The organism is Clostridioides sp. ZZV14-6150 (assembly GCF_020657875.1).
In the GTDB taxonomy this organism is placed as follows: Bacteria; Bacillota; Clostridia; order Peptostreptococcales; family Peptostreptococcaceae; genus Clostridioides.
Map to the genome: position 1 here is coordinate 79,341 of NZ_JAGWDA010000002.1, position 19,697 is coordinate 99,037.

Here is a 19,697-nt window from a genome sequence, read left to right on the forward strand (position 1 = left end):
ATAAGAATAATGAATATTGTTGTTGTAGGATTAGGAGTTATAGGAGGTTCTTTTGCTAAGGCATTAAAAAAAGCTGGATATGAAGATGTGTTTGGAGTAGATATAGATTCTGAAACTCTGAAAAAAGCAGAAGAGTTAAAAATTATCAAAAAAGGATGTACTACAGGTAAGGAGTTTTTTAAACAAGCTGATTTGATTATATTGTCTATATATCCTAGATTAATTGTAAATTTTTTAGAAAATAACAAAGAATTTTTCAAAAAAGGAACTATAATTACTGATACCACAGGAATAAAAGAAGTTCTTATAAATGATGTCTTGAAAATTATTCCAGATGATGTAGATTTTATATTTGGTCATCCAATGGCAGGTAGAGAAAAAAAGGGAATTGATTTTGCTAGCGATGAGGTATTTAAAAAAGCAAATTATATAATTACTCCAACTGGCAGAAATAATATAAAAAACTTAGAGTTTGTTGAGAATTTAATTTTAGAAATAGGTTTTAAAAGAGTAAAAAAATTGACTGCACAAAAACATGATGAAATGATAGCTTTTACATCTCAGTTACCTCATGTAATGGCAGTTGCTCTTATAAATAGTGACGAAGAAGGTAGAGATACAGGTAAATTTATTGGAGATAGTTATAGAGATTTAACTCGTATTGCAAATATGAATGAAGACCTATGGAGTGAACTTTTTTTAGGAAACAGAGATAATTTATTAAAATGTATAGAAAATTTTGAGATAGAAGTAAATTTAATAAAAGAGGCTATCTTTAATAACGATAAAAATAAACTAGTTGAATATTTTAAAACATCTTCAATAAGAAGAGAACATTTAGAAAAATAGAAACCTTCATATAAGCTATATAAATTTAAAAGTACATGTCAATGGGTATAAATATAAAAAATAGCATATTTAATTACATTAGTAACTATAAGACTAATATGATTAAATATGTTATTGTTGTATTTATACCCTTTAAATTTATTATTCCATAAGTAATATATTTATTTAACTTGTTCTTTATTAACAATTTATGAAACTCAATTGTAAAAAAGAGTTTTTAATAGTAAAATAAAGTGAATCAACTAAATATAACTAATTGAGAGGGTGAGGTGTAGCCACTTGAAATACAGTAGGCAAATATTAAAAAGTATATTAATATCATTTATAGTAGTATTCTTTTTTAGTGTATTTGCGTTTTTTTATATAAGTAATATGGATGATGTACTTGAATATGAAACAAAAAATTACTTGTCAGAAATTAGTGAAGAGAGTAAAATTGCAATTAATAGTAAATTAAAAAGTAATTTAAACGAATTGGAAAATATTTCTAAGCTTTTAGAAATAGAAGATAAATTTGATTTAGAAGAAACTTTGAAAATTTTGGAATCATATAATAAAAATAGCAACTATAATAACATTGGTATGATTTTACCGAATGGTAAAGGTTATGCTAAAGGTATTTTTGGAACAGATTTTTCAGATAGGGATTATTTTAAGTTGGCCATTAAAGGTACAGCTAATATATCAAAGCCCCTAATAGATAAAGATACTGGAAAATTGACTAAAACATATGCAGTCCCATTATACAATAATGGTAAAATTGTTGCTGTTATTGCAGCTGATTATGATGTTGAGTTTGTATCTGAATTTTTGTCTATTTCAACCTTTAATGGTGAAGGTTTTTCGCTTATATGTGATAGCAATGGTGAAATAATCATTCCATCTTATCATAAAAATTCAAATTCAAATATTACAAATCTTTCACAAGTTAATTTTAAAAAAATATTTACTTTTAAAAATATGAAAATATCAGATAAAGGCGTAGTAGAGGCTAAAGAATCAGGAAAAGAATTTTATATGGCATATACTTCTTTAGGAATAAATGATTGGTTTATAATATCAGTCGTTCCAAAGATGGTCGTATCTAAAAAACTAAATAATTTAATGATAATTACAATTATTGGATGGATTATACTTTCATTTTTGTTTTTAGGTGTTATACTGTACATATTATATTCAAAAGCAAAGAGTCAAAAAACTATAGAAAAAATGGCATATACAGATTTTGTAACTGGTTATTCAAACTGGCGAAAATTTGAGTTAGATGTTAGAAATCTGCTAAAGAAAGCATCACAAAATGATAAACATGCAATGGTTATATTTGATATTGATAAATTCAAAGCAATTAATGATATATATGGTCATAAAAAAGGAAACTCAATTTTAAAAGATATTGCGGATACATTAGATAGTATAACTCATAATAATGAAACTTTTGCTCGTGTGAGTTCTGATAATTTTAATATGTTGTTATCGTATGACACAAGAGAAGATATAATAAATGTTATTAAAAAAATCATTATCAATAATGATGTTGTAAACTTATCTTTTGGAATATATGAAATTAAGGATAAGAGCTTATCTATAAGTGCATATAGTGATAGAGCTTCACTTGCTAAATTATCAATAAAAAATAATAGAGATATAAATTTTGCTTTTTTTAATGACGAGCTAAGAGATAAGTTATTACTTGAAGATAAAATAGAAAAAAAGATGGAATATGCACTTGAAAATAATCAATTCATAATGTATTTACAACCAAAATACAATATTAAATCAGAGAAATTCTGTGGAAGTGAGGCACTAGTTAGATGGCAATATACAGAAAAAGAATTTATATATCCAAGTGATTTTATTCCTATATTTGAAAAGAATGGGTTTATTACAAAAATTGATATGTACATATTAGAACAAGCTTGTAAAGAAATTAGAACTTTATTTGATAAAGGTATTTCACCTTTACCTATATCTGTAAACTTTTCAAGAGTTGATTTTTTTAAAAAAGATTTTATTACAAAAATAGTTAATATATGTGATAAATATAAAATACCATATAGTTTAATAGAAATTGAAATTACTGAATCTAGTATGTTTGGAGATACGGATACTCTGTTTGAGGTAAGTAGAAGTCTACAAGATATTGGATTTATACTTTCGATGGATGATTTTGGGTCAGGATATTCTTCTGTGAATATGCTTAAAAATATACCTTTAAACGTAATTAAACTAGATAGAGGATTTTTTATTGATGATAAGAATATTGATAAAAGTCAAATTGTCATAAAAAGTATAGTTTCGCTTATTAAGCAATTGGGAATAAGAGTAGTTGCTGAAGGAATTGAAACTAAAAGTCAGGTAGAAATGTTAAGAAAAGCAAATTGTGATATTATTCAGGGTTATTATTTTTCAAAACCATTACCAGTTAAAGAATTTGAAAAATTAGTCTATAAAATATAGGTCAATGAATTTTAATTTGGAGGTGGTAAGTAAGTGATAAGAGCAAAATCGTTAAAAAGCGCAATGAGTATTATTTTAATATTTTTATTCACAATAATTTCTTTTTCTGATTTTGCATTTAAAACTAATGTTCAAGAAGAAGAAAACAATAGAGTTAATTTAAAAGAAATATCTTTACAGAGCTCTAATGCCATAAAAATAAAACTAGACAGTTCATTATCATTTGTTAAGAGTGTAGCGAATATGGTTTCATATTTTGATACTATAGATAATCCTGAGATAATTCCATTGTTGGCTAAAATATCAAAGGAATCTGATTTTCAAAGAATTTCTATTGCTTCTCCTGATGGAAGAAGTCATACTAGCGATGGAAAAGTTGTTGATATATCAAATTATAAATATTTTAAGAAAGCAATTAGTGGAGATAGTAATATATCTGAAGTAGTAAAATCTCCTATTGATGGGAAGGATACTTTTGTTATAGCTACACCTGTATATAAAAACAATAAAGTTATTGGTGTTTTATATGGTTCATACTATAATGACAAGTTAGCTGAATTTATTGATATAACAAGTTTCAATAGTGAAGGATATATAGATATATTTGAATCTAGTGGACAATTTGTTTTGAAATCTTCACATACAAATGCTATAGTTGGAGCAAGTAGTAATATATATGATATATTCAAGGAAGCTTCTTTTGATATTGGTTATAGCTATAAAAAAGTATATGAAGATACAAAACATAAAAAGAGTGGCTTTATTTCATATAAATATAAAGGTAAAGAACGTTATGCAACATATACACCAATAGGTGTAAATGACTGGTATGTCCTTTCAGTAATACCACAATACACTGTAAGAAAAAATATTGATAAAATAAATCAATTAGCATTTTCTTTAATTTGTAAAGTGTTCTTATTATTTATTGTACTAATAATATATATCTTTTATAAAAATAATAAATCGCAAAAGCATATTCTAAAAGCTAATAAGGAAATATCATCTATTACAAATAGCATTCCTGGAGGAGTTCAAAAATGTACTGTTGATGAAAAATGTGAGTTTGAATTTTTAAGTGATGGATTTGTTGATTTATTTGGTTATACAAGAGAAGAAATAAAAACACTATTTAATAATAGTTTTTATAAAATAATACACAAAGATGATGTTGAAAGAGTAAAAAAAGAAATTTCTGAACAACTCTATAAAAATAAAACCATTGAATTGGAATACAGAGTTATAACTAAAAGTGGTGATACAGTATGGATAGCTGATAAGGGGGAACTTATAGTAGAACCTAATGGTAAAAAATATCTTTGTTGTGTTACAGTAGACATTACTAAAACAAAACAATTAGAAAAAGAGATGGAACAAAAGAATTTAGAACTTGAAATGGTATCAGAAAATATATTAGGTGGAATACTTATAACAGAATTTGATGAGGATTTTACTATACAATATGCTAACTCTGGTTATCTATCAATGATTGGATATACACGTAAACAGTTAGAAGAGGAACTTCAATATAAATCATGTAATCTTGTTTTTTATGATGATAGAAAAAAGATTCTTGAAAATATAAGGCATCAGTTGATTATTGGAAATATTGCTGTAGGTGAACATAGAATAAAAAAACGCAATGGTAATATTATATGGGTTTCTCTCAAAGGAAGGCTCATTACTGATAGCGATGGTAGTAAAAAAGGAATTTGGATTTTAACTGATATAACTGATTTAAAAAATGCAGAACAAAAACTCAAAATTAATGAAGAAAGATTTAGAATTGCATTAAATCAAACATCAAATATTATATTTGAGTATGATATAAATACAAAATCGCTTGTAAATACTAATAAGAGCATGGGAAATTATAATATTGATAAAATAAATGAAAATGTTCCTTACTCTTTAGTTGAAGCGGGAATTATTTATAAAGATTTTAGTGAAGATTTTATAAAAATGTATGAGAAGATAATAAATGGAGAAAAAACTGCAAGTTGTGTTGTCAAAATAAGAGTTCCAGATGAAGGCTACATATGGAACAAAATTACACTAACTACTATTTTTGATGAAGATGGTAAACCTATAAGAGCTATTGGGATACAAGAAGATATAAGTGAACAAAAAGAAGCAGAAATAAGATATAATCAAGCAGACAAATATCATTCTGCTATATTATCAGAAGCGATAATAACCTATGAAATAAATGTATCAAAGGATATTTTTATAATGGGAAATGAAAATTGGTATCAACAATTTGGAATTAAACCAAGTAATGACTACTCTGAAATTGTGAAGTCTATATCAGAGACTGTTATTCATAAAGATGATAAAGAAGTATTTTTAAATACATTTTTATGTAAACATTTATTAGAAGCCTATAAAAATAATATAAGTGAAATAAAGTTAGAATATAGAAGAATGAATCAAGATGATAAAATGATTTGGGTGCTTTGTACAATGCATTTAATAAAAGATTCTATTACGAATGATATAAAAGCACTTGCTTATATTAAAGACATCGACGAACAGAAAAATGAAGAAATCAAATTAAAATTAAAAGCTGAAAGAGATACTTTGACGGGATTATATAATAAAGGTACTACAGAAAATCTTATTAAAGATTTTCTAAATTCAGAAGAATCAAATTCGGGGATTCATGCTTTCTTTATTATTGATATAGATAATTTTAAATCAATAAATGATAATTTAGGACATGTTTTTGGAGATAAAGTTCTGTATGAAGTTTCTAAACAATTAAAGCCTATATTTAGAAGAGATGATATAGTGGGGCGTATTGGTGGTGATGAGTTTATAGTATTCTTAAAGAATATACAATCTTTTGAAAATGCTAAAAGTAAAGCAGATAAAATATGTAATATATTTAGAAATTCTTATACTGAAAATAAAAAAACGTATAAGATATCTGGTACAGTTGGGATTTCATTTGTACCAGAACATGGAACTGTATTTGAAGAGCTTTATCAAAAAGCAGACATGGCACTTTACTATGCAAAGAGTAAAGGGAAAGATAAGTATGCACTTTATAATGATTGCATATGTGAAAATAAACTCGAAACTAATATAAGTAATGATAGCGTGAAAGAAGAAAATCTTAAAGAGGAAATTGAATATGAAGATTCTAATCTATCACTAAAAGAAGTTCTTGATTCTATTGATAATTATATATATATAGTAAATACGAATACTTATGAACTTCTTTTTGTTAATAACAAGGTCTCAAGTTTAGGTTTAGAAATAAAAATAGGAGATAAATGTTATAAGTCGTTATTAAAATCTAATATTCCTTGTAATAACTGTCCGATTAATGGATTAAAAGAAAATAAAGATTCAAAATTTAAAACGGAGACAAATATATTTGGAGAAAATGTATCGATGGCAAGTTGGATTAATTGGATAGATGGAGAATATAACTGTCTTATAGAGTGCATAGATATTTCTTTATATAAAAATAAAAACAAATAAAAAGGATTATGGAAATATGATTAATTTAATATTGGGTTTAATATTTATAATTTACTATTTCTATCTTAAAATAGTTTTTGGTGGTATTTCATTTAGTGGATTTTTCTTAGTTATAGGAACGCTATTAATTGTTTATCAAATCTTAAAAAAGAAAATTAAAGAAAAGAAGGTTTTTTATAAAGTGCTAAAAATACTAATTAGTGTTTTCTTAATAGTATTCATAATTACTGAAAGCTTAATAATCTTTTATCCTAAAAATAGTTTTGAGACAAAAAGTGATTATCTTTTGATTTTAGGAGCTTCTGTAAAAAAGACTACGCCAAGTACTACATTAAAGGGAAGATTAAACACTGCTTTAAAATATTTAAAAGTTAATAATGAGTGCTATGTAGTAGTATCAGGTGGTAAGGGTAATGGAGAAAATATAACTGAGGCAAAAGCTATGAAGCATTGTCTTGTTAAAAATGGTATAGATAATAATAGAATAATAGAAGAAGATAAATCTACAAATACTTATGAAAACTTTAAATATTCAAAGCTAAAGATAGAAGAGCATAGTAGAAAAAGAATAAAAGATATAAAAGTAAAAATTGTAACAACTGATTTTCATGTTCTTAGAAGTAAAATACTAGCATCTAGAAATGAATATAAAAATATTGCTTTTTACGCTAGTAAGTCAAAGCTTTCATTTGTTCCGACATATTATACAAGAGAATTTTTTGCAATATGGAAAACAATTGTTTTTGATAGATGAAAGTAGTAGGCGACAAATAAAAATACTAGATATAAATCATAAATTTATATCTAGTATTTTTTATGTAAAAATCCAATAATTATAAAGGAATCCAAATGGTCTGACTCTTGGTTTATTATCTTCAACTGTAGCAAAGTAGAAGATTGGATTTTCTTTAAAAAAATTCATTATTTTTTCCGTAACTAAACCCCCTTTATATTTTATATTAATATTATGAATATAAAATAAATATTCATAATATTAATATAAATCACTACGAAAATAATTGTAAGTTTATCTTGACTATTTAAAAATATAAATGAAGCTTTCAAAATCCATTTAAGTTTACATAATATAAATATAGTTAACTTTTTAGGCACATTTATAACCCAAGCATCTAATTACACATTTAAATGGATTTTAAGGAATTTTATATGGGATAGGTATAAAACACCGCATGATTTTATAGAATGTATTTAAAATCTAAAATACAAAGAGGTAAATTTTAGATGAAATTTATAAAAAATAAAATTTATGAATTTAATTAAAAAATTAAAAGCGAAGTTTGTTAAAATAAAAAAACAGAAACGCAAATATTTTCGATGGAAATTTATGTAGTATAACTAATTTTTAATTTAAAAAGAATTTGAATGGAAATAAAATTAGATGAACTCTTTATGATAGAAATATGGTATAGCTAAAACAAAAAAATTATAAAGTATAAATAATTCAATGCAAAAACTATTTAGAGTAATAAATTAATATGTTTGATTTCTATAAATTTTAAAAATATAAATACAAAGATAATGTTTATGAGAATCATAAAAAGAGGAAAAATCAATAAAAAAATCCAAAAAAATTACTGACATTTCACTGACAAATAAATAAATTATATTTATGTAAGTATTGAAAAAGCTGCATTTATAAAAAAAGGCATAAAATAGTATATTTTATGCCTTTTTTTATAAATATATGGATATATACTATTTAAAATATAGTAACACATATTTATTATATTTAGAAAAGAATTTTATTCCTATTGTATATGAAGAGAATACTATTTTTTTATATTGGAATAATAATAGTAAATCTATAATATAGAAAAGAGGTATTTATAGTATGCATGAAAATAAAAAGAATCTATTAGATGGAAGCTTAGCTCAATATAATGATGCAGCAGTACCAAAAATACCAGTATTTGCTGGTAATGATATAACTTCAGAAGTTTATTATTTTAAACCTAATCAAGTTCTTAATGCCCATAGACATCCTAATGGTGAACAAATATTTGTTTTCTTAAAAGGAGAAGGGAAAATGAAACTTGGAGAACATGAATGTGATGTAAAAAAAGGCGACACTGTTTTTGTGCCAACAGGAGAATGGCATGAAATTACTAATGGAAGCAATGAGGAAATGGTTGCTGTTCAAATCACAAAAATCAATGCTGGAGCAGAATACAGAGGATAGATATATAGGTATTCTTACAATACTTTGATTTCTATTTTTTAATATAAACTTTAATCTCACTTATAAAAAGAGTCTTTTAAAAGACTCTTTTTATAAGTTTTGTAAGCTTTTAGTTAAAACTGATACATATTTATTTTATATTTTTTATTGCATTATTTGCAAACTCAGTGTTTACGATGTCTTTGTAAGGTGCTTCTTTGTCTAATTCCTTAGCTTCTTTCATAACATCCATTAGTTTATTTAGGCCTTCTTCTTTTAATACAGGGGTTTGAGACCATGCATCTATTGACTTATATCTATCTACAACTGTTATTAAATCTTCTAGAGAGATATCTTCAAAGAAAGGTTGCATAGCTTCTGCGATTTCTTTACTAGGAGCTTTTTGAACCCATAATTGACCTCTATAAACAGCATTTGTAAATCTTTGAATTAAATCTTTGTTATTTTTCATGTAAGATCTAGTAGTAGAGTAAGCTGTAAATGGTATTTCTCCAGAATCTTTTCCTATAGATGTTACTATATATCCACTACCTTCTTTTTCCATAGCAGTTGCTGTAGGTTCAAATGCTGTTGTAAAGTCACCTTCACCACCTGCAAAAGCTCCAGCCATTACTCCAAATTGGTAATCAGTTTGTTTATAACATTGAAACATACACTTAGTCCTTTGGTATGGTAGGGTATAGTATTAAAGAAAAGTCATCGCATTTTTGATTAGGTTCTTTTTTATATACAGCATGGTCAATCATAGTTTTAAGTAATATATTTTTTAGATAAGGTTCTTTCTCTTCTGTGTATTCTCTTAAGACTTTTTCAAGTTGAGGAATGATTTGCATTCTAATAGTACTTTTTTTCTTTGCTATCTCAATATCTATATTTACTTTATTTATAGAACTTTTAACATCTTCTATGCGTGATGTAAGTATATTTGAACGTTCTATAAATACATCTGAACTATATATTCCTTGTTCTAAAAAATCATGTAATCCTCCCTTTTGCTTTTCTAGGTTCTCAAGTTCTTTTTTTAAACCTGCTAAAGTACATTTTAAATTATCTTCAAATTTATCTTTAAAAGTAACTTCTTCTTGTTTTAAAGGTAGCTTATAATCTGTTAGCCATTTACTTAAAACCTCTAAAACTTTATTTTCTAATATGTATAATTTAGTAGATTTATTTTTACAATTAGTGCAGACTATATATTTCTCATATCCACTTGATGTTGTATTAGATTTTGCAACTAAAGTATGGCCACAATATCCACATTTTATAATTCCAGCTAGAGGATTGGTTATTTTACTGTTTGGAGTAGGTGAGTTACTGCGTTTTTTTCTTATATCTTGTGCTTTATTCCATATTTCTTCGCTTATTATTGGTTCGTGTTTTCCTTTTGCTTCCGTTTGTTCATCAATACCTCTAGTTCTACTAGAATTTCTTTTCCTCTCAACTTTATTCCATACTATGTATCCGCAATATACTTTATTTTTTATAATATCCCTTACACCTTTTTCATACCAAGTTCTACCTGTTGTGGTTTTATAACCAAGTTCATTTAAATACTTGGATATTTTACAGGCTCCAACTCCTTTTAGATACATATCGAATACTATTTTAATAACATTTGCTTTATCTTTATTTACTACAAGTATTCTTTCTTTGTTGTTTAAGTATTTAATATCATATCCATAAGGAGGAGACTGAGCAATAAACTTACCTTCTTCAATGCTTTTAATTTTTCCTCTTTGCATACGCCTAGATATTAACTTTAATTCCTTGCGAGCCATAAAAGCTTCAAATTCGGAATATTCTTCATCAAATTCATCATTTAAATCATAGATTTTTCTAGGAGTAATAATTTTTGTTTTGGATTTTTTAAATGTATCTAATATCAACCCTTGATCTTGCATATTCCCACGTCCTAAGCGGTCAATATCCATTACTAAAACAGCATCATAATTATTATTTTTAACTTCATCTAGTAATTCCAACATCTTAGGTCTATATTCTATACTTTCTCCAGAAATAAGCTCTTCCTTAATATCAATTACATTTAAGTTTTGTTCTTTTGCTAGTTTTAGTAGAGTTGTTTTATGTCTACTTAAGGTTTCAAACTCGCCTCTGTGTTCTGCTTCTTCATCAGCCCTGCTTTTTCGTAAATAAATAGAAACATTCATTAAATCACACTCCTTGAATATATTATATTCAGCAGTAAACTGATTATATTTAAAACATAAAAAATAAACATGTAAAAAATAGATTTTATCTTTTAACATGTTTATTTTGACAGATATCAGAATTTTTATTTTTGAAACAGAAATTTACATTTTTATAAATTTCAATCTTATATTTTTATATAACTTAAATTTAAAACTACTTTTTTATAACAGGTATCCATACTTCAAACTTAGCATTTTGTGGGTCTGGATTTAAGTAAAGTTCAATATCAGGACCATTTTCATACTCATATCCAGAAGTAGGTAACCATTCTGTTACAATACGTTTTTCTAGTTCTTGTATCGCTTGTGGGCATTGTCCTTCTCCAGAAAATATTGCCCAAGTAAAAGGTGGAATAGTGTATTCATCTAATGTATCATCTATGGACGCTGTGCTTGCAACAGAGATAAAGTATTTCCACTCTTCTGAATCATTACACACACTTACACCTAACACACCTTTTAGTTGGCTATTCATCATAGGTAGTAGTTTTTGAATGGTTCCATCTAATGCAGATTGTTGCCACATTTTTGGAACAATCTCAAAGTTTTTTTCTAACTCAGTGTGAAGGCGTTGAGATACACCCACAATACGAAATGCTTCTTTCTTTTCAATTCTATAATTCATTTCTTCAGCTCCTTTTATAGTAATTTTAAAGCTAATTGGAGGAAAGGCCTTCAAGTTTATTGTTTCTTCTTTTTTTATAATCGATGGTGCAATACCATGGATACTTTTAAATGCACGATTGAACGCTGTTGGAGAAGAGTATCCATATTTTAAAGCTATATCAATTATTTTTTTATTATCATTTTGTAATTCTACAGCAGCCAAAGACATTCGTCTGCGTCGAATATACTCAGAAAGAGGTACATCTGCCATATAAGCAAACATTCTTTGAAAATGATATGTAGAACAACAAGCTATTTTTGCCAGTTGTTCATATTCAATTTCTTTTGTTATATTTTCTTCAATATAGTTAATTGCTTTGTTTAATCTTTCAATCCATTCCATAAAATCAGCTCCTTATACTTTTTATAATACGTATTTTTAAATAATTCTTCCTCTCTTTTTATGCACAAATTAACTAGCATAATAAAGTATAAATTTAATATTAAAAATTAACTTAAGTATTAAAGTTATTAATTATATAACTTTTTTATATTTAGTATATCATAGTTTAACACTTAATTTTATTAGAACATAATAGTTTTAATTTGATATATATAACCTCTAATTAAATACTTAATTGTATAGATGATTTTGGTTATATATTGATATTTTTCACAATTTATACTAATCAAGTATTTATAAATATTAATTGAGAATAGGACAATTTTTAATATACATAAAATGTAAAAAGGGAGGGGATTTGCATGCCAAAGATAGAAAAAGATTTGGATGGTACAACTACTATAACATACCTTGTTGATGATGTAGATGTTCCAACAGACGGTAATGGTTATAAAATATCCATGACAGTACTACATGGAAATACTGTATGCCATGTAGTATCTCCTGAAACAATCCTAGGAAGAAAGTTTACAGTAGAAGAAAAACGGGATAAAGATGATATAATATATGAAGCAATAGAAAAAATAATGATGGATAGACAATTAAAAGTACAAAACTCAAGTAAAGAAGTTGCTAGTAATTAGCACTTCTTTATGAAATAAAGTAGGACAAATATCTTTAAAAACTTAATATTAAAACTACAAAATTTAATTTATAATAAATCTTTAATTAATAATATACTTATTGAGACTTTGATTATATATGATAATTTTATTATAATAATGATGTACATACTATTGAGATTATGGATAAAAAAATTACTGATGTACGATACATTTATACTTTTAAATAAAAGATAGACTTTATATAAACTGTACCTTAAATTATTTTTATCATAATAACATACCTTCATTACAATATTTAATATTGAAAATCAAATATATTTATTAAAAATAAAAGCTTTCTCTAAGTTTGTGAAATGTTTGGAGATAGCTTTTATTTTTTTGGACAGTATATAAATTTCAAATCATTGTTGATAAATATTAGAAAGTATTTTTTTAATACTGACTTTTTGAAGCTTTAAATCGTTATATAAGATAGTAAAAGTAATTTATACTATATAAATCAAATTTATAAGGATAAAATTACTTGAAGTTTTCAATTTACAAAATACTAAGGAGGAAGATTATGAAATTTGATATAATGGAGTTATTTGTGTATGGATTACCAATATGGGTAATAGTTAGAGTAATTTCACTTATAAATAAGTATAAGAATAAGGAAAAGTATATTTTTTTGAAAGAAATAATTGTTAATCTATTTGTTCTTTATTTATTTATATTAATAAGTTTAGTTATCTTGCCAATAGATACAAATGAAAGCTATTTTTCGGGATTTACTATTTATGAAAAAATGAATATAAATCTATTACCATTTAAAGATTTTTTAGAGGGTGAATATAAAAATATAAATCTTCTAAAAAATAATTTAGTTGGAAACACCTTGTTGTTGTTCCCATTTACATTATATCTATGTTTAATAAAATCAAGTGTAAGAAATATTAAAAAGGCAATTGCAGTTACCTTTTTAATATCATTATCAATAGAAATTATTCAATTAATCATGAACTGCTTATCTATAGTTTCACAGTTAAGGGCTGTAGATATAGATGATTTGATAATGAATACTTTAGGTGGTTTTATTGCATACATTATATTTAAATTGTCTTATCGAGGAAAGCTTAAATATTTTATAGACAAGATATACATAAATAAGGAATTAAATAGTAACTCAAAAGAGGTTCTTGAGGATGATATTAAAAGTTATAAACACGATACTTTAAGAGAGGATAATTAAATTATAGTCAATGCTTAGTTTTATATATTATATTTAAATTTAAAATAGTTATCTATAAAAATTTGATGATAAATAAAATAAAGAATAAATAAGGTATTATCTAAAGGTGCAAAGTTACTTAAAGATTACCTTTGTTTTTAAATGTAAAATAATAAATTAAATTTTTTAATACTGACTTTTCTTTAATTTAAATCGTTATATATAGTGACGGAGGTGATAATAGTGAGTGATGCTAGGATTATAGCACAGATAAAAGCAGGTAAAAAAGAATTGTTTGATACTTTAATTGAAAAACATTATAATAGCGTCTATTGTTATTGTTATCGCCATGTAGATAATCAAATGACTGCACAGGACTTGACTCAAGATGTATTTGTAACAGTTATAAAAAATATAAGTAATTATAAACATTATGGTAAATTTGAAAATTATTTATATGTTATTGCTAGAAATAAGTGTAAGGATTTTTGGAAGAAAAAACAACCCATCTATTTAGAGTCACTAGACAAAGAGGAGTCTAAGCAAGAATTAGTAGATATAGAAAACAAAATATTTGTAAAAGAAGCTTTGACTAAATTGCCAGAAGTAGAATTTGAAGTAGTAATTTTGCGGTATTATCATGATTTAAAATTTAAGGATATTGCTAAGATTATGAATTCAAGTGTATCTGTTACAAAGTATAGGATAAATATGGCCTTAAAAAAATTAGAAACATATATGGAAGGAGGTAAACTATGAACAAGAAAAAAATTAAAAAAAGCTTAATGGAGTATACAGTTCCTAAATATGAAGCTTCAGCTTTTGAAAAGACTATTGAAACCATACATAAAATAACATTTAGTAATACTGATAAAAGAATGAATAGTATAGATTTTTTTATGTCTCAAATTGGTTTTATACGAAAAAGAACTTGGATTATGCAATTTCTAGTGTTATGTACAATATGTGTATTGCTATTCAATACATCAAGAGATAATAACTCATTTTATGAGATGTTAGCCTTGATTTCTGTAGCAGCTCCACTTTTTATATTGACCAATATAGAGGAGATAGCAAAAGTATATAATAATAGTGTATTGGAAATAGAATTTTCAACAAAAAATACATTACATAAAATTATTGCTACTAGAATGATTGTTTTTGGAGTAAGCGATTTATTATTTATGTGCGTTATCTTATTACTAGCAAAACAAATAATTGATATCAATATCTTGTATATAATAATTTATATATTAGTACCTTTTAACTTAATGTGTATTGGATGCTTAGAAATTATAAATAGAAATAAAGGTAAGTATACAAATTACTATTGTATGATTTATGGTATATCTCTTGTCTTGTTAATATTTATGCTTGGTACTTTCAAAAATAGTATATATCAATTTGAAGCAATAGACCAATGGTTAATTATTTTTTTAGTAACATCAGTAATATTAATATATGAAATAAAAAAAACGTGGAAACATCTTTGTTCATTTGAAAACATTATCATTTAAATAATAAATAACAATATACAGTATTAGGAGGAATTGTATGGAACTGAGTTTAGAACGTCTAACAAAACAATATGATAACAAAATTATAGTAGATAGGATAGAATTCAAGCTAAATGAAGGTATATATGGATTCTTGGGAGAAAATGGAGCAGGAAAAACAACTCTTATAAGAATGATTTGTGGGGTATTAATCCCAACTTCTGGAGAAGTGAAGGTAGATGGTAAAAATAATTTAGATATGGGAGAAGATTTTAGAGATATGATTGGATATCTTCCTCAAGACTTTGGATATTATCCAGACTTTACTGCAAAAGAGTTTATGTTATATATAGCTTCATTAAAAGGGTTAATTCCTAGCTACGCAAAAGAAAAATCACAAGAATTATTAGAGATGGTTGGATTATCAGGTGTAGTTAATAAAAAAATAAGAACATTTTCTGGTGGTATGAAACAAAGACTTGGATTTGCTCAAACGTTACTTAATGACCCTAAAATTTTAATACTAGATGAACCAACAGCAGGTTTGGACCCAAAAGAAAGAGTCCGTTTTCGTAATTTGATTTCAGAATTTTCTAAGGAAAAGATTGTAATTTTATCTACTCATATTGTATCTGATGTAGAACATATTGCAGATAAAATTTTAATACTGAAAAAAGGAAATCTCATTTTGGAGGGCTCAGTAGAAGCAGTAACATCGAAAATAGAAGATAAAGTATGGAAATGTGTGGTTAATAAAAATGAAGTAGATTATATGACTGGTAAATATTGTTTAGCAAATATTCATCACTCTGGAGGTGTTGCCACTCTTAGAATTATAAGTAATACAAAGCCACATGATAATGCATGTAATATAAGGCCAACATTAGAAGATTTATATTTATATTGTTTTAATGAAGTACTATAAATGTGTGTGAGGTGATAAATATGTCTACATTAATTAAATTTGAATTAAAAAAGATAATAAGAAGAAAATCTACAATAGCAGTTATTTTAGGAAGTTTGGTTTTAAGTATATTTCTTTTTGCCTTAATGCCACTTAAAGAAAAATCTTATGATGATAATGGAAAAGAGTATAGAGGTCTACAAGCTATTGAACTTGGAAAACAACAATCTAAATTAAACGAGGGATACATAACAGATAAAAAAGTAGAAAACTCAATCAGAAAATATCAAAAGATATTTAATAATCCAAATAATATTGTAAAAGATGAAAATGGTTTTTCAAATTTTAAACAAGATGTTTATTTGAGATTCTTTTACCCAAATAAAACTTTTTATAACTTTATAACAGAATCATATAGTGAACCAAATGATATTAATTCTATGATACTTCAATCAATATCATTAAAAAATAGAACTAATTTTTATAAGTTTAGAAATGAAAAGGTAAATACAATATTAAATAGTGAATATTCAGATGGAAATTATACACAAAAAGAAAAAGAGTTTTGGTTATCTAAGAATAAGAAAATAAATGAACCCTATTTAAATGGATATTATGAAGGATGGAATTATTTTTTACTGGGTAGAGACCTACTAATTTTTACTATGTTAGCTATATGTATAAGTATAGCTTCTGTATTTTCAGGAGAATATCAATCAGGCACTGATTCAGTGATATTGTCTTCTAAATATGGAAAAACAAAAGTTATAACAGCTAAAATAATAAGTTCCTTTCTATTTGGTACAATTGTTTTTACAATAAATACAATTATATCTATTGGAATTCTTCTATTGTCTTTTGGAGTAGATGGATGGAATTTACCATTACAACTTACTGTAAGCTCAACACCATACCCAGTTACATTTTTACAGGCAACTTTATTGAGTATTTTGGTTATCTATATGATATTAATAGCATTAATTGGATTTACACTTTTATTATCCTCTTGCATGAAATCGCCTTTTCCTGTTTTAATTACAGATATAGCGCTACTATTTATACCACTGTTCTTAAAATATAGTGAGACAAATTGGCTATATAATCAGATTCTTCGAATTTTGCCATCAAATGCTATTTCATTCTCATTTTCTGAGTATATAAACTACAGATTTGGAAGCTTAATAATAGATTTACCTACAATGATTATTTTTACAGGTTTAATATTATCAATTATTATTTTACCTTTTATTAAGAATAACTTTAGAAAACATCAAGTTAGTTAAAATACATAATATAAAAATAATAACATAAAAAAGATATAAACGAAGAATTCTTCATTTATATCTTTTTTAGATTATATTGAAATTAAACTTAGTAATAATTATATAATATGTATTTTAGATGCTATAAATCACAGTTATAAATAGACTGATTTTTGTACATCAGTTCTTACATTAACATTGCCTGCTTTTAAATTTTCTCCAATAGTAAGCCCTTTGTCTTTTAAAACATATTCAAAAGTCATTAATGGAACTCCACCTTTTCTACCACCTAATATTTCTTTACCTTTCAAATCATCGTAGGAGAAATTAGGCATTTTTTCTCTAGCAACTAAGAAACTCCCATCTCTTTTAGTTAATTGAGCAAAGTTTACAGCATAATCGTTTTTGTTTTGATTATATACATATATGGAAGCTTCAGGACCCATTAAGCCTACATTTGCTTCACCTGAAATTAAAGCTGCCATAGTTTTATCCGCACCTTGAGTATTTATAAGGTCAACCTTTATTCCTTCATCCTCAAAGAATCCTTTTGTAATAGCAGCATATTGTGGAGCATAAAAAACAGAATGAGTAACTTCTGCAATAGTTACTTTATCTAAATCTTTAGCTGAAGCAGAGTTATCATTTTTATCGTTAGAGTTAAAATCACATCCAGTTAAGCATATTGTACTCATAACAATAGAACTTGCAATTGCGATTATTTTTTTAAACATAATAAATACCTCCTATAAGACATCCGAATAATATATAATATTAAATATTTATTGTAGTTGTTACAAAAATACATATATATAGAATTTATTTCTACAAGATTTAAAAATAATTTTTATGTTTGATTTTCAAGTAATCAACTATATTAAATAGATTGTATTGATTATTTGTAAATTAAGATATAAAATTAAAACAGTAATATTTTTATATAAATTATATAGGCATAAAGTTTATTAATAATAGATATTAAATTAATCCATATAAACAATAATTTAATTCTATAAATTTAAAAATATTTTTATGTAAGGTAGTGAAAGTTTACATTTTATACTCTAACGAATATATTTAAACAAGTACAGTTAAAATGGAGGAAATTAAATGAAACAAAATAAATATGACAATGATGAATTTTTTGGCAAATACAGTAATATGGACCGCTCTAAAAAAGGGCTTGAAGGTGCTGGAGAATGGCACACTCTAAAAAAAATGTTACCTGATTTCGAGGGAAAAAGAGTATTAGATTTAGGGTGCGGTTTTGGGTGGCACTGTCAATATGCAGTTGAAAATGGTGCAGAGTCTGCTATTGGAATTGATATTTCAGAAAAGATGCTAAAAGAAGCAAGAAATAAAACAAAATCTGATAATATAAAATACATATGTATGCCTATTGAAGATATAGATTTCCCAAAAGATTGTTTTAATGTAGTAATTAGTTCTTTGGCTTTTCATTATATTCAATCATTTGAAGAGATATGTAAAAATATAAGTAATTGTCTTTCAAGCGGAGGAGATTTTGTATTTTCGGTTGAACATCCTATATTCACTGCATATGGAACTCAAGAATGGTACTGTGATAAAGATGGAAACAATTTACACTGGCCGGTAGATAACTATTTTACAGAGGGACTTCGAAAATCAAATTTTTTAGGTGAAGAAGTTATAAAATATCATAAAACATTAACTACTTATCTAAATACTTTAGTTAAAGCTGGATTTGAGATATTAGAAATCATTGAACCTCAACCAGAAGAGAAATTATTAAATACAATTGCTGAAATGAAAGATGAATTACGTAGACCTATGATGTTACTTGTTTCTGCAAGGAAAAAGTAATAAAAAATAGTGGAATTTTGGTTGCAAGTGATTATGGGCAAATTGGAGCAAACCTGGATGGTAATCTGCCGTTGCTCTGCTATGCGGATTAAGTGGGCAAAAAAATGAGGAATATGTGGTTTGTTTCAGCTAACAGACTA

Annotated in this window: 17 protein-coding genes and 1 pseudogene; 13 read left to right on the top strand and 5 right to left on the bottom strand. The window is 25.7% G+C overall.

Features of this window, described 5'->3' with window-relative positions; genetic code table 11:
* The first annotated feature begins 9 nt into the window (after positions 1 to 9).
* From KGF41_RS02810 to KGF41_RS02825, 5 genes and pseudogenes are all read left to right on the top strand, one after another.
* On the top strand, positions 10 to 849 hold the full coding sequence (locus tag KGF41_RS02810; protein ID WP_227829927.1) for a prephenate dehydrogenase: 840 nt from the start codon (positions 10 to 12) through the stop codon (positions 847 to 849).
* Between the two features lie 372 nt (positions 850 to 1,221).
* Positions 1,222 to 1,899 (top strand): annotated as a pseudogene (locus KGF41_RS21055) (cache domain-containing protein); the annotation flags it as partial.
* Between the two features lie 54 nt (positions 1,900 to 1,953).
* The gene (locus tag KGF41_RS21060) at positions 1,954 to 3,306 is read left to right on the top strand and encodes a putative bifunctional diguanylate cyclase/phosphodiesterase (RefSeq protein ID WP_413840484.1); all 1,353 of its coding nucleotides are present in this window, start codon (positions 1,954 to 1,956) and stop codon (positions 3,304 to 3,306) included.
* A gap of 33 nt (positions 3,307 to 3,339) precedes the next feature.
* Entirely contained in the window at positions 3,340 to 6,795 is a 3,456-nt protein-coding gene (locus KGF41_RS02820) for a PAS domain-containing protein (RefSeq protein ID WP_227829925.1), read from the top strand.
* Positions 6,796 to 6,811: 16 nt separating this feature from the next.
* Entirely contained in the window at positions 6,812 to 7,549 is a 738-nt protein-coding gene (locus KGF41_RS02825; protein ID WP_227856333.1) for a YdcF family protein, read from the top strand.
* Positions 7,550 to 7,609: 60 nt separating this feature from the next.
* On the opposite strand, the gene KGF41_RS21065 is transcribed toward KGF41_RS02825, so the two are convergent.
* Positions 7,610 to 7,717 (bottom strand): hypothetical protein, encoded by a 108-nt coding sequence (locus KGF41_RS21065; RefSeq protein ID WP_413840325.1) that lies wholly within the window; start codon positions 7,715 to 7,717, stop codon positions 7,610 to 7,612.
* 930 nt (positions 7,718 to 8,647) lie between these two features.
* Here KGF41_RS21065 and KGF41_RS02830 point away from each other — a divergent pair.
* Entirely contained in the window at positions 8,648 to 8,995 is a 348-nt protein-coding gene (locus KGF41_RS02830; protein WP_227856334.1) for a cupin domain-containing protein, read from the top strand.
* Between the two features lie 130 nt (positions 8,996 to 9,125).
* Here the strand turns inward: KGF41_RS02830 and KGF41_RS02835 are convergent, their stop codons facing one another.
* The 3 genes from KGF41_RS02835 to KGF41_RS02845 all read right to left on the bottom strand — a co-directional run bounded on the left by KGF41_RS02835 (position 9,126) and on the right by KGF41_RS02845 (position 12,214).
* Positions 9,126 to 9,647 (bottom strand): hypothetical protein, encoded by a 522-nt coding sequence (locus KGF41_RS02835; protein WP_227856335.1) that lies wholly within the window; start codon positions 9,645 to 9,647, stop codon positions 9,126 to 9,128.
* Positions 9,648 to 9,651: 4 nt separating this feature from the next.
* A complete protein-coding gene (locus tag KGF41_RS02840) occupies positions 9,652 to 11,163 on the bottom strand; it encodes a recombinase family protein (RefSeq protein ID WP_227856336.1) in 1,512 nt (503 codons plus the stop codon).
* A gap of 196 nt (positions 11,164 to 11,359) precedes the next feature.
* Positions 11,360 to 12,214 (bottom strand): AraC family transcriptional regulator, encoded by an 855-nt coding sequence (locus tag KGF41_RS02845; protein ID WP_227841663.1) that lies wholly within the window; start codon positions 12,212 to 12,214, stop codon positions 11,360 to 11,362.
* A gap of 362 nt (positions 12,215 to 12,576) precedes the next feature.
* On the opposite strand from KGF41_RS02845, the gene KGF41_RS02850 reads away from it, so the two are divergent.
* The 6 genes from KGF41_RS02850 (at position 12,577) to KGF41_RS02875 (ending at position 17,733) form a co-directional block, all read left to right on the top strand.
* Positions 12,577 to 12,858, top strand: coding sequence for a hypothetical protein (locus tag KGF41_RS02850; RefSeq protein ID WP_227856337.1), 282 nt, complete (start codon positions 12,577 to 12,579; stop codon positions 12,856 to 12,858).
* Between the two features lie 544 nt (positions 12,859 to 13,402).
* Positions 13,403 to 14,071: a VanZ family protein gene (locus tag KGF41_RS02855; RefSeq protein ID WP_227828081.1), complete on the top strand. Its 669-nt coding sequence runs from the start codon at positions 13,403 to 13,405 to the stop codon at positions 14,069 to 14,071.
* A gap of 222 nt (positions 14,072 to 14,293) precedes the next feature.
* Positions 14,294 to 14,809, top strand: a complete 516-nt coding sequence (locus KGF41_RS02860; RefSeq protein ID WP_227828080.1) for an RNA polymerase sigma factor — start codon at positions 14,294 to 14,296, stop codon at positions 14,807 to 14,809.
* Positions 14,806 to 15,567 carry a hypothetical protein gene (locus tag KGF41_RS02865; protein WP_227856338.1) on the top strand — a complete coding sequence of 254 codons (762 nt, stop codon included), beginning with the start codon at positions 14,806 to 14,808 and terminating at the stop codon, positions 15,565 to 15,567. The genes KGF41_RS02860 and KGF41_RS02865 overlap by 4 nt, the downstream gene beginning before the upstream one ends.
* 37 nt (positions 15,568 to 15,604) lie before the next feature.
* Complete coding sequence (locus tag KGF41_RS02870; RefSeq protein WP_227856339.1) at positions 15,605 to 16,471, top strand: ABC transporter ATP-binding protein; 867 nt, start codon at positions 15,605 to 15,607, stop codon at positions 16,469 to 16,471.
* 20 nt (positions 16,472 to 16,491) lie between these two features.
* Positions 16,492 to 17,733, top strand: a complete 1,242-nt coding sequence (locus tag KGF41_RS02875; protein ID WP_227856340.1) for an ABC transporter permease subunit — start codon at positions 16,492 to 16,494, stop codon at positions 17,731 to 17,733.
* Between the two features lie 134 nt (positions 17,734 to 17,867).
* On the opposite strand, the gene KGF41_RS02880 is transcribed toward KGF41_RS02875, so the two are convergent.
* Entirely contained in the window at positions 17,868 to 18,446 is a 579-nt protein-coding gene (locus KGF41_RS02880; RefSeq protein WP_227841167.1) for an ABC transporter substrate-binding protein, read from the bottom strand.
* 376 nt (positions 18,447 to 18,822) lie between these two features.
* Between KGF41_RS02880 and KGF41_RS02885 the strand changes: the two genes are divergently transcribed.
* Positions 18,823 to 19,557, top strand: coding sequence for a class I SAM-dependent methyltransferase (locus KGF41_RS02885; protein ID WP_227856341.1), 735 nt, complete (start codon positions 18,823 to 18,825; stop codon positions 19,555 to 19,557).
* Positions 19,558 to 19,697: the final 140 nt, after the last annotated feature.

Bases quoted from the DNA above. Each gene is read 5' to 3' on its own strand.
- KGF41_RS21065 (WP_413840325.1), bottom strand. From the start codon at position 7,717: ATGAATTTTTTTAAAGAAAATCCAATCTTCTACTTTGCTACAGTTGAA.
- KGF41_RS02840 (WP_227856336.1), bottom strand. From the start codon at position 11,163: ATGAATGTTTCTATTTATTTACGAAAAAGCAGGGCTGATGAAGAAGCA.
- KGF41_RS02850 (WP_227856337.1), top strand. From the start codon at position 12,577: ATGCCAAAGATAGAAAAAGATTTGGATGGTACAACTACTATAACATAC.
- KGF41_RS02885 (WP_227856341.1), top strand. From the start codon at position 18,823: ATGAAACAAAATAAATATGACAATGATGAATTTTTTGGCAAATACAGT.
- KGF41_RS02870 (WP_227856339.1), top strand. From the start codon at position 15,605: ATGGAACTGAGTTTAGAACGTCTAACAAAACAATATGATAACAAAATT.
- KGF41_RS21060 (WP_413840484.1), top strand. From the start codon at position 1,954: ATGATAATTACAATTATTGGATGGATTATACTTTCATTTTTGTTTTTA.
- KGF41_RS02830 (WP_227856334.1), top strand. From the start codon at position 8,648: ATGCATGAAAATAAAAAGAATCTATTAGATGGAAGCTTAGCTCAATAT.
- KGF41_RS02810 (WP_227829927.1), top strand. From the start codon at position 10: ATGAATATTGTTGTTGTAGGATTAGGAGTTATAGGAGGTTCTTTTGCT.
- KGF41_RS02880 (WP_227841167.1), bottom strand. From the start codon at position 18,446: ATGTTTAAAAAAATAATCGCAATTGCAAGTTCTATTGTTATGAGTACA.
- KGF41_RS02865 (WP_227856338.1), top strand. From the start codon at position 14,806: ATGAACAAGAAAAAAATTAAAAAAAGCTTAATGGAGTATACAGTTCCT.
- KGF41_RS02855 (WP_227828081.1), top strand. From the start codon at position 13,403: ATGAAATTTGATATAATGGAGTTATTTGTGTATGGATTACCAATATGG.
- KGF41_RS02835 (WP_227856335.1), bottom strand. From the start codon at position 9,647: ATGTTTCAATGTTATAAACAAACTGATTACCAATTTGGAGTAATGGCT.
- KGF41_RS02845 (WP_227841663.1), bottom strand. From the start codon at position 12,214: ATGGAATGGATTGAAAGATTAAACAAAGCAATTAACTATATTGAAGAA.
- KGF41_RS02825 (WP_227856333.1), top strand. From the start codon at position 6,812: ATGATTAATTTAATATTGGGTTTAATATTTATAATTTACTATTTCTAT.
- KGF41_RS02875 (WP_227856340.1), top strand. From the start codon at position 16,492: ATGTCTACATTAATTAAATTTGAATTAAAAAAGATAATAAGAAGAAAA.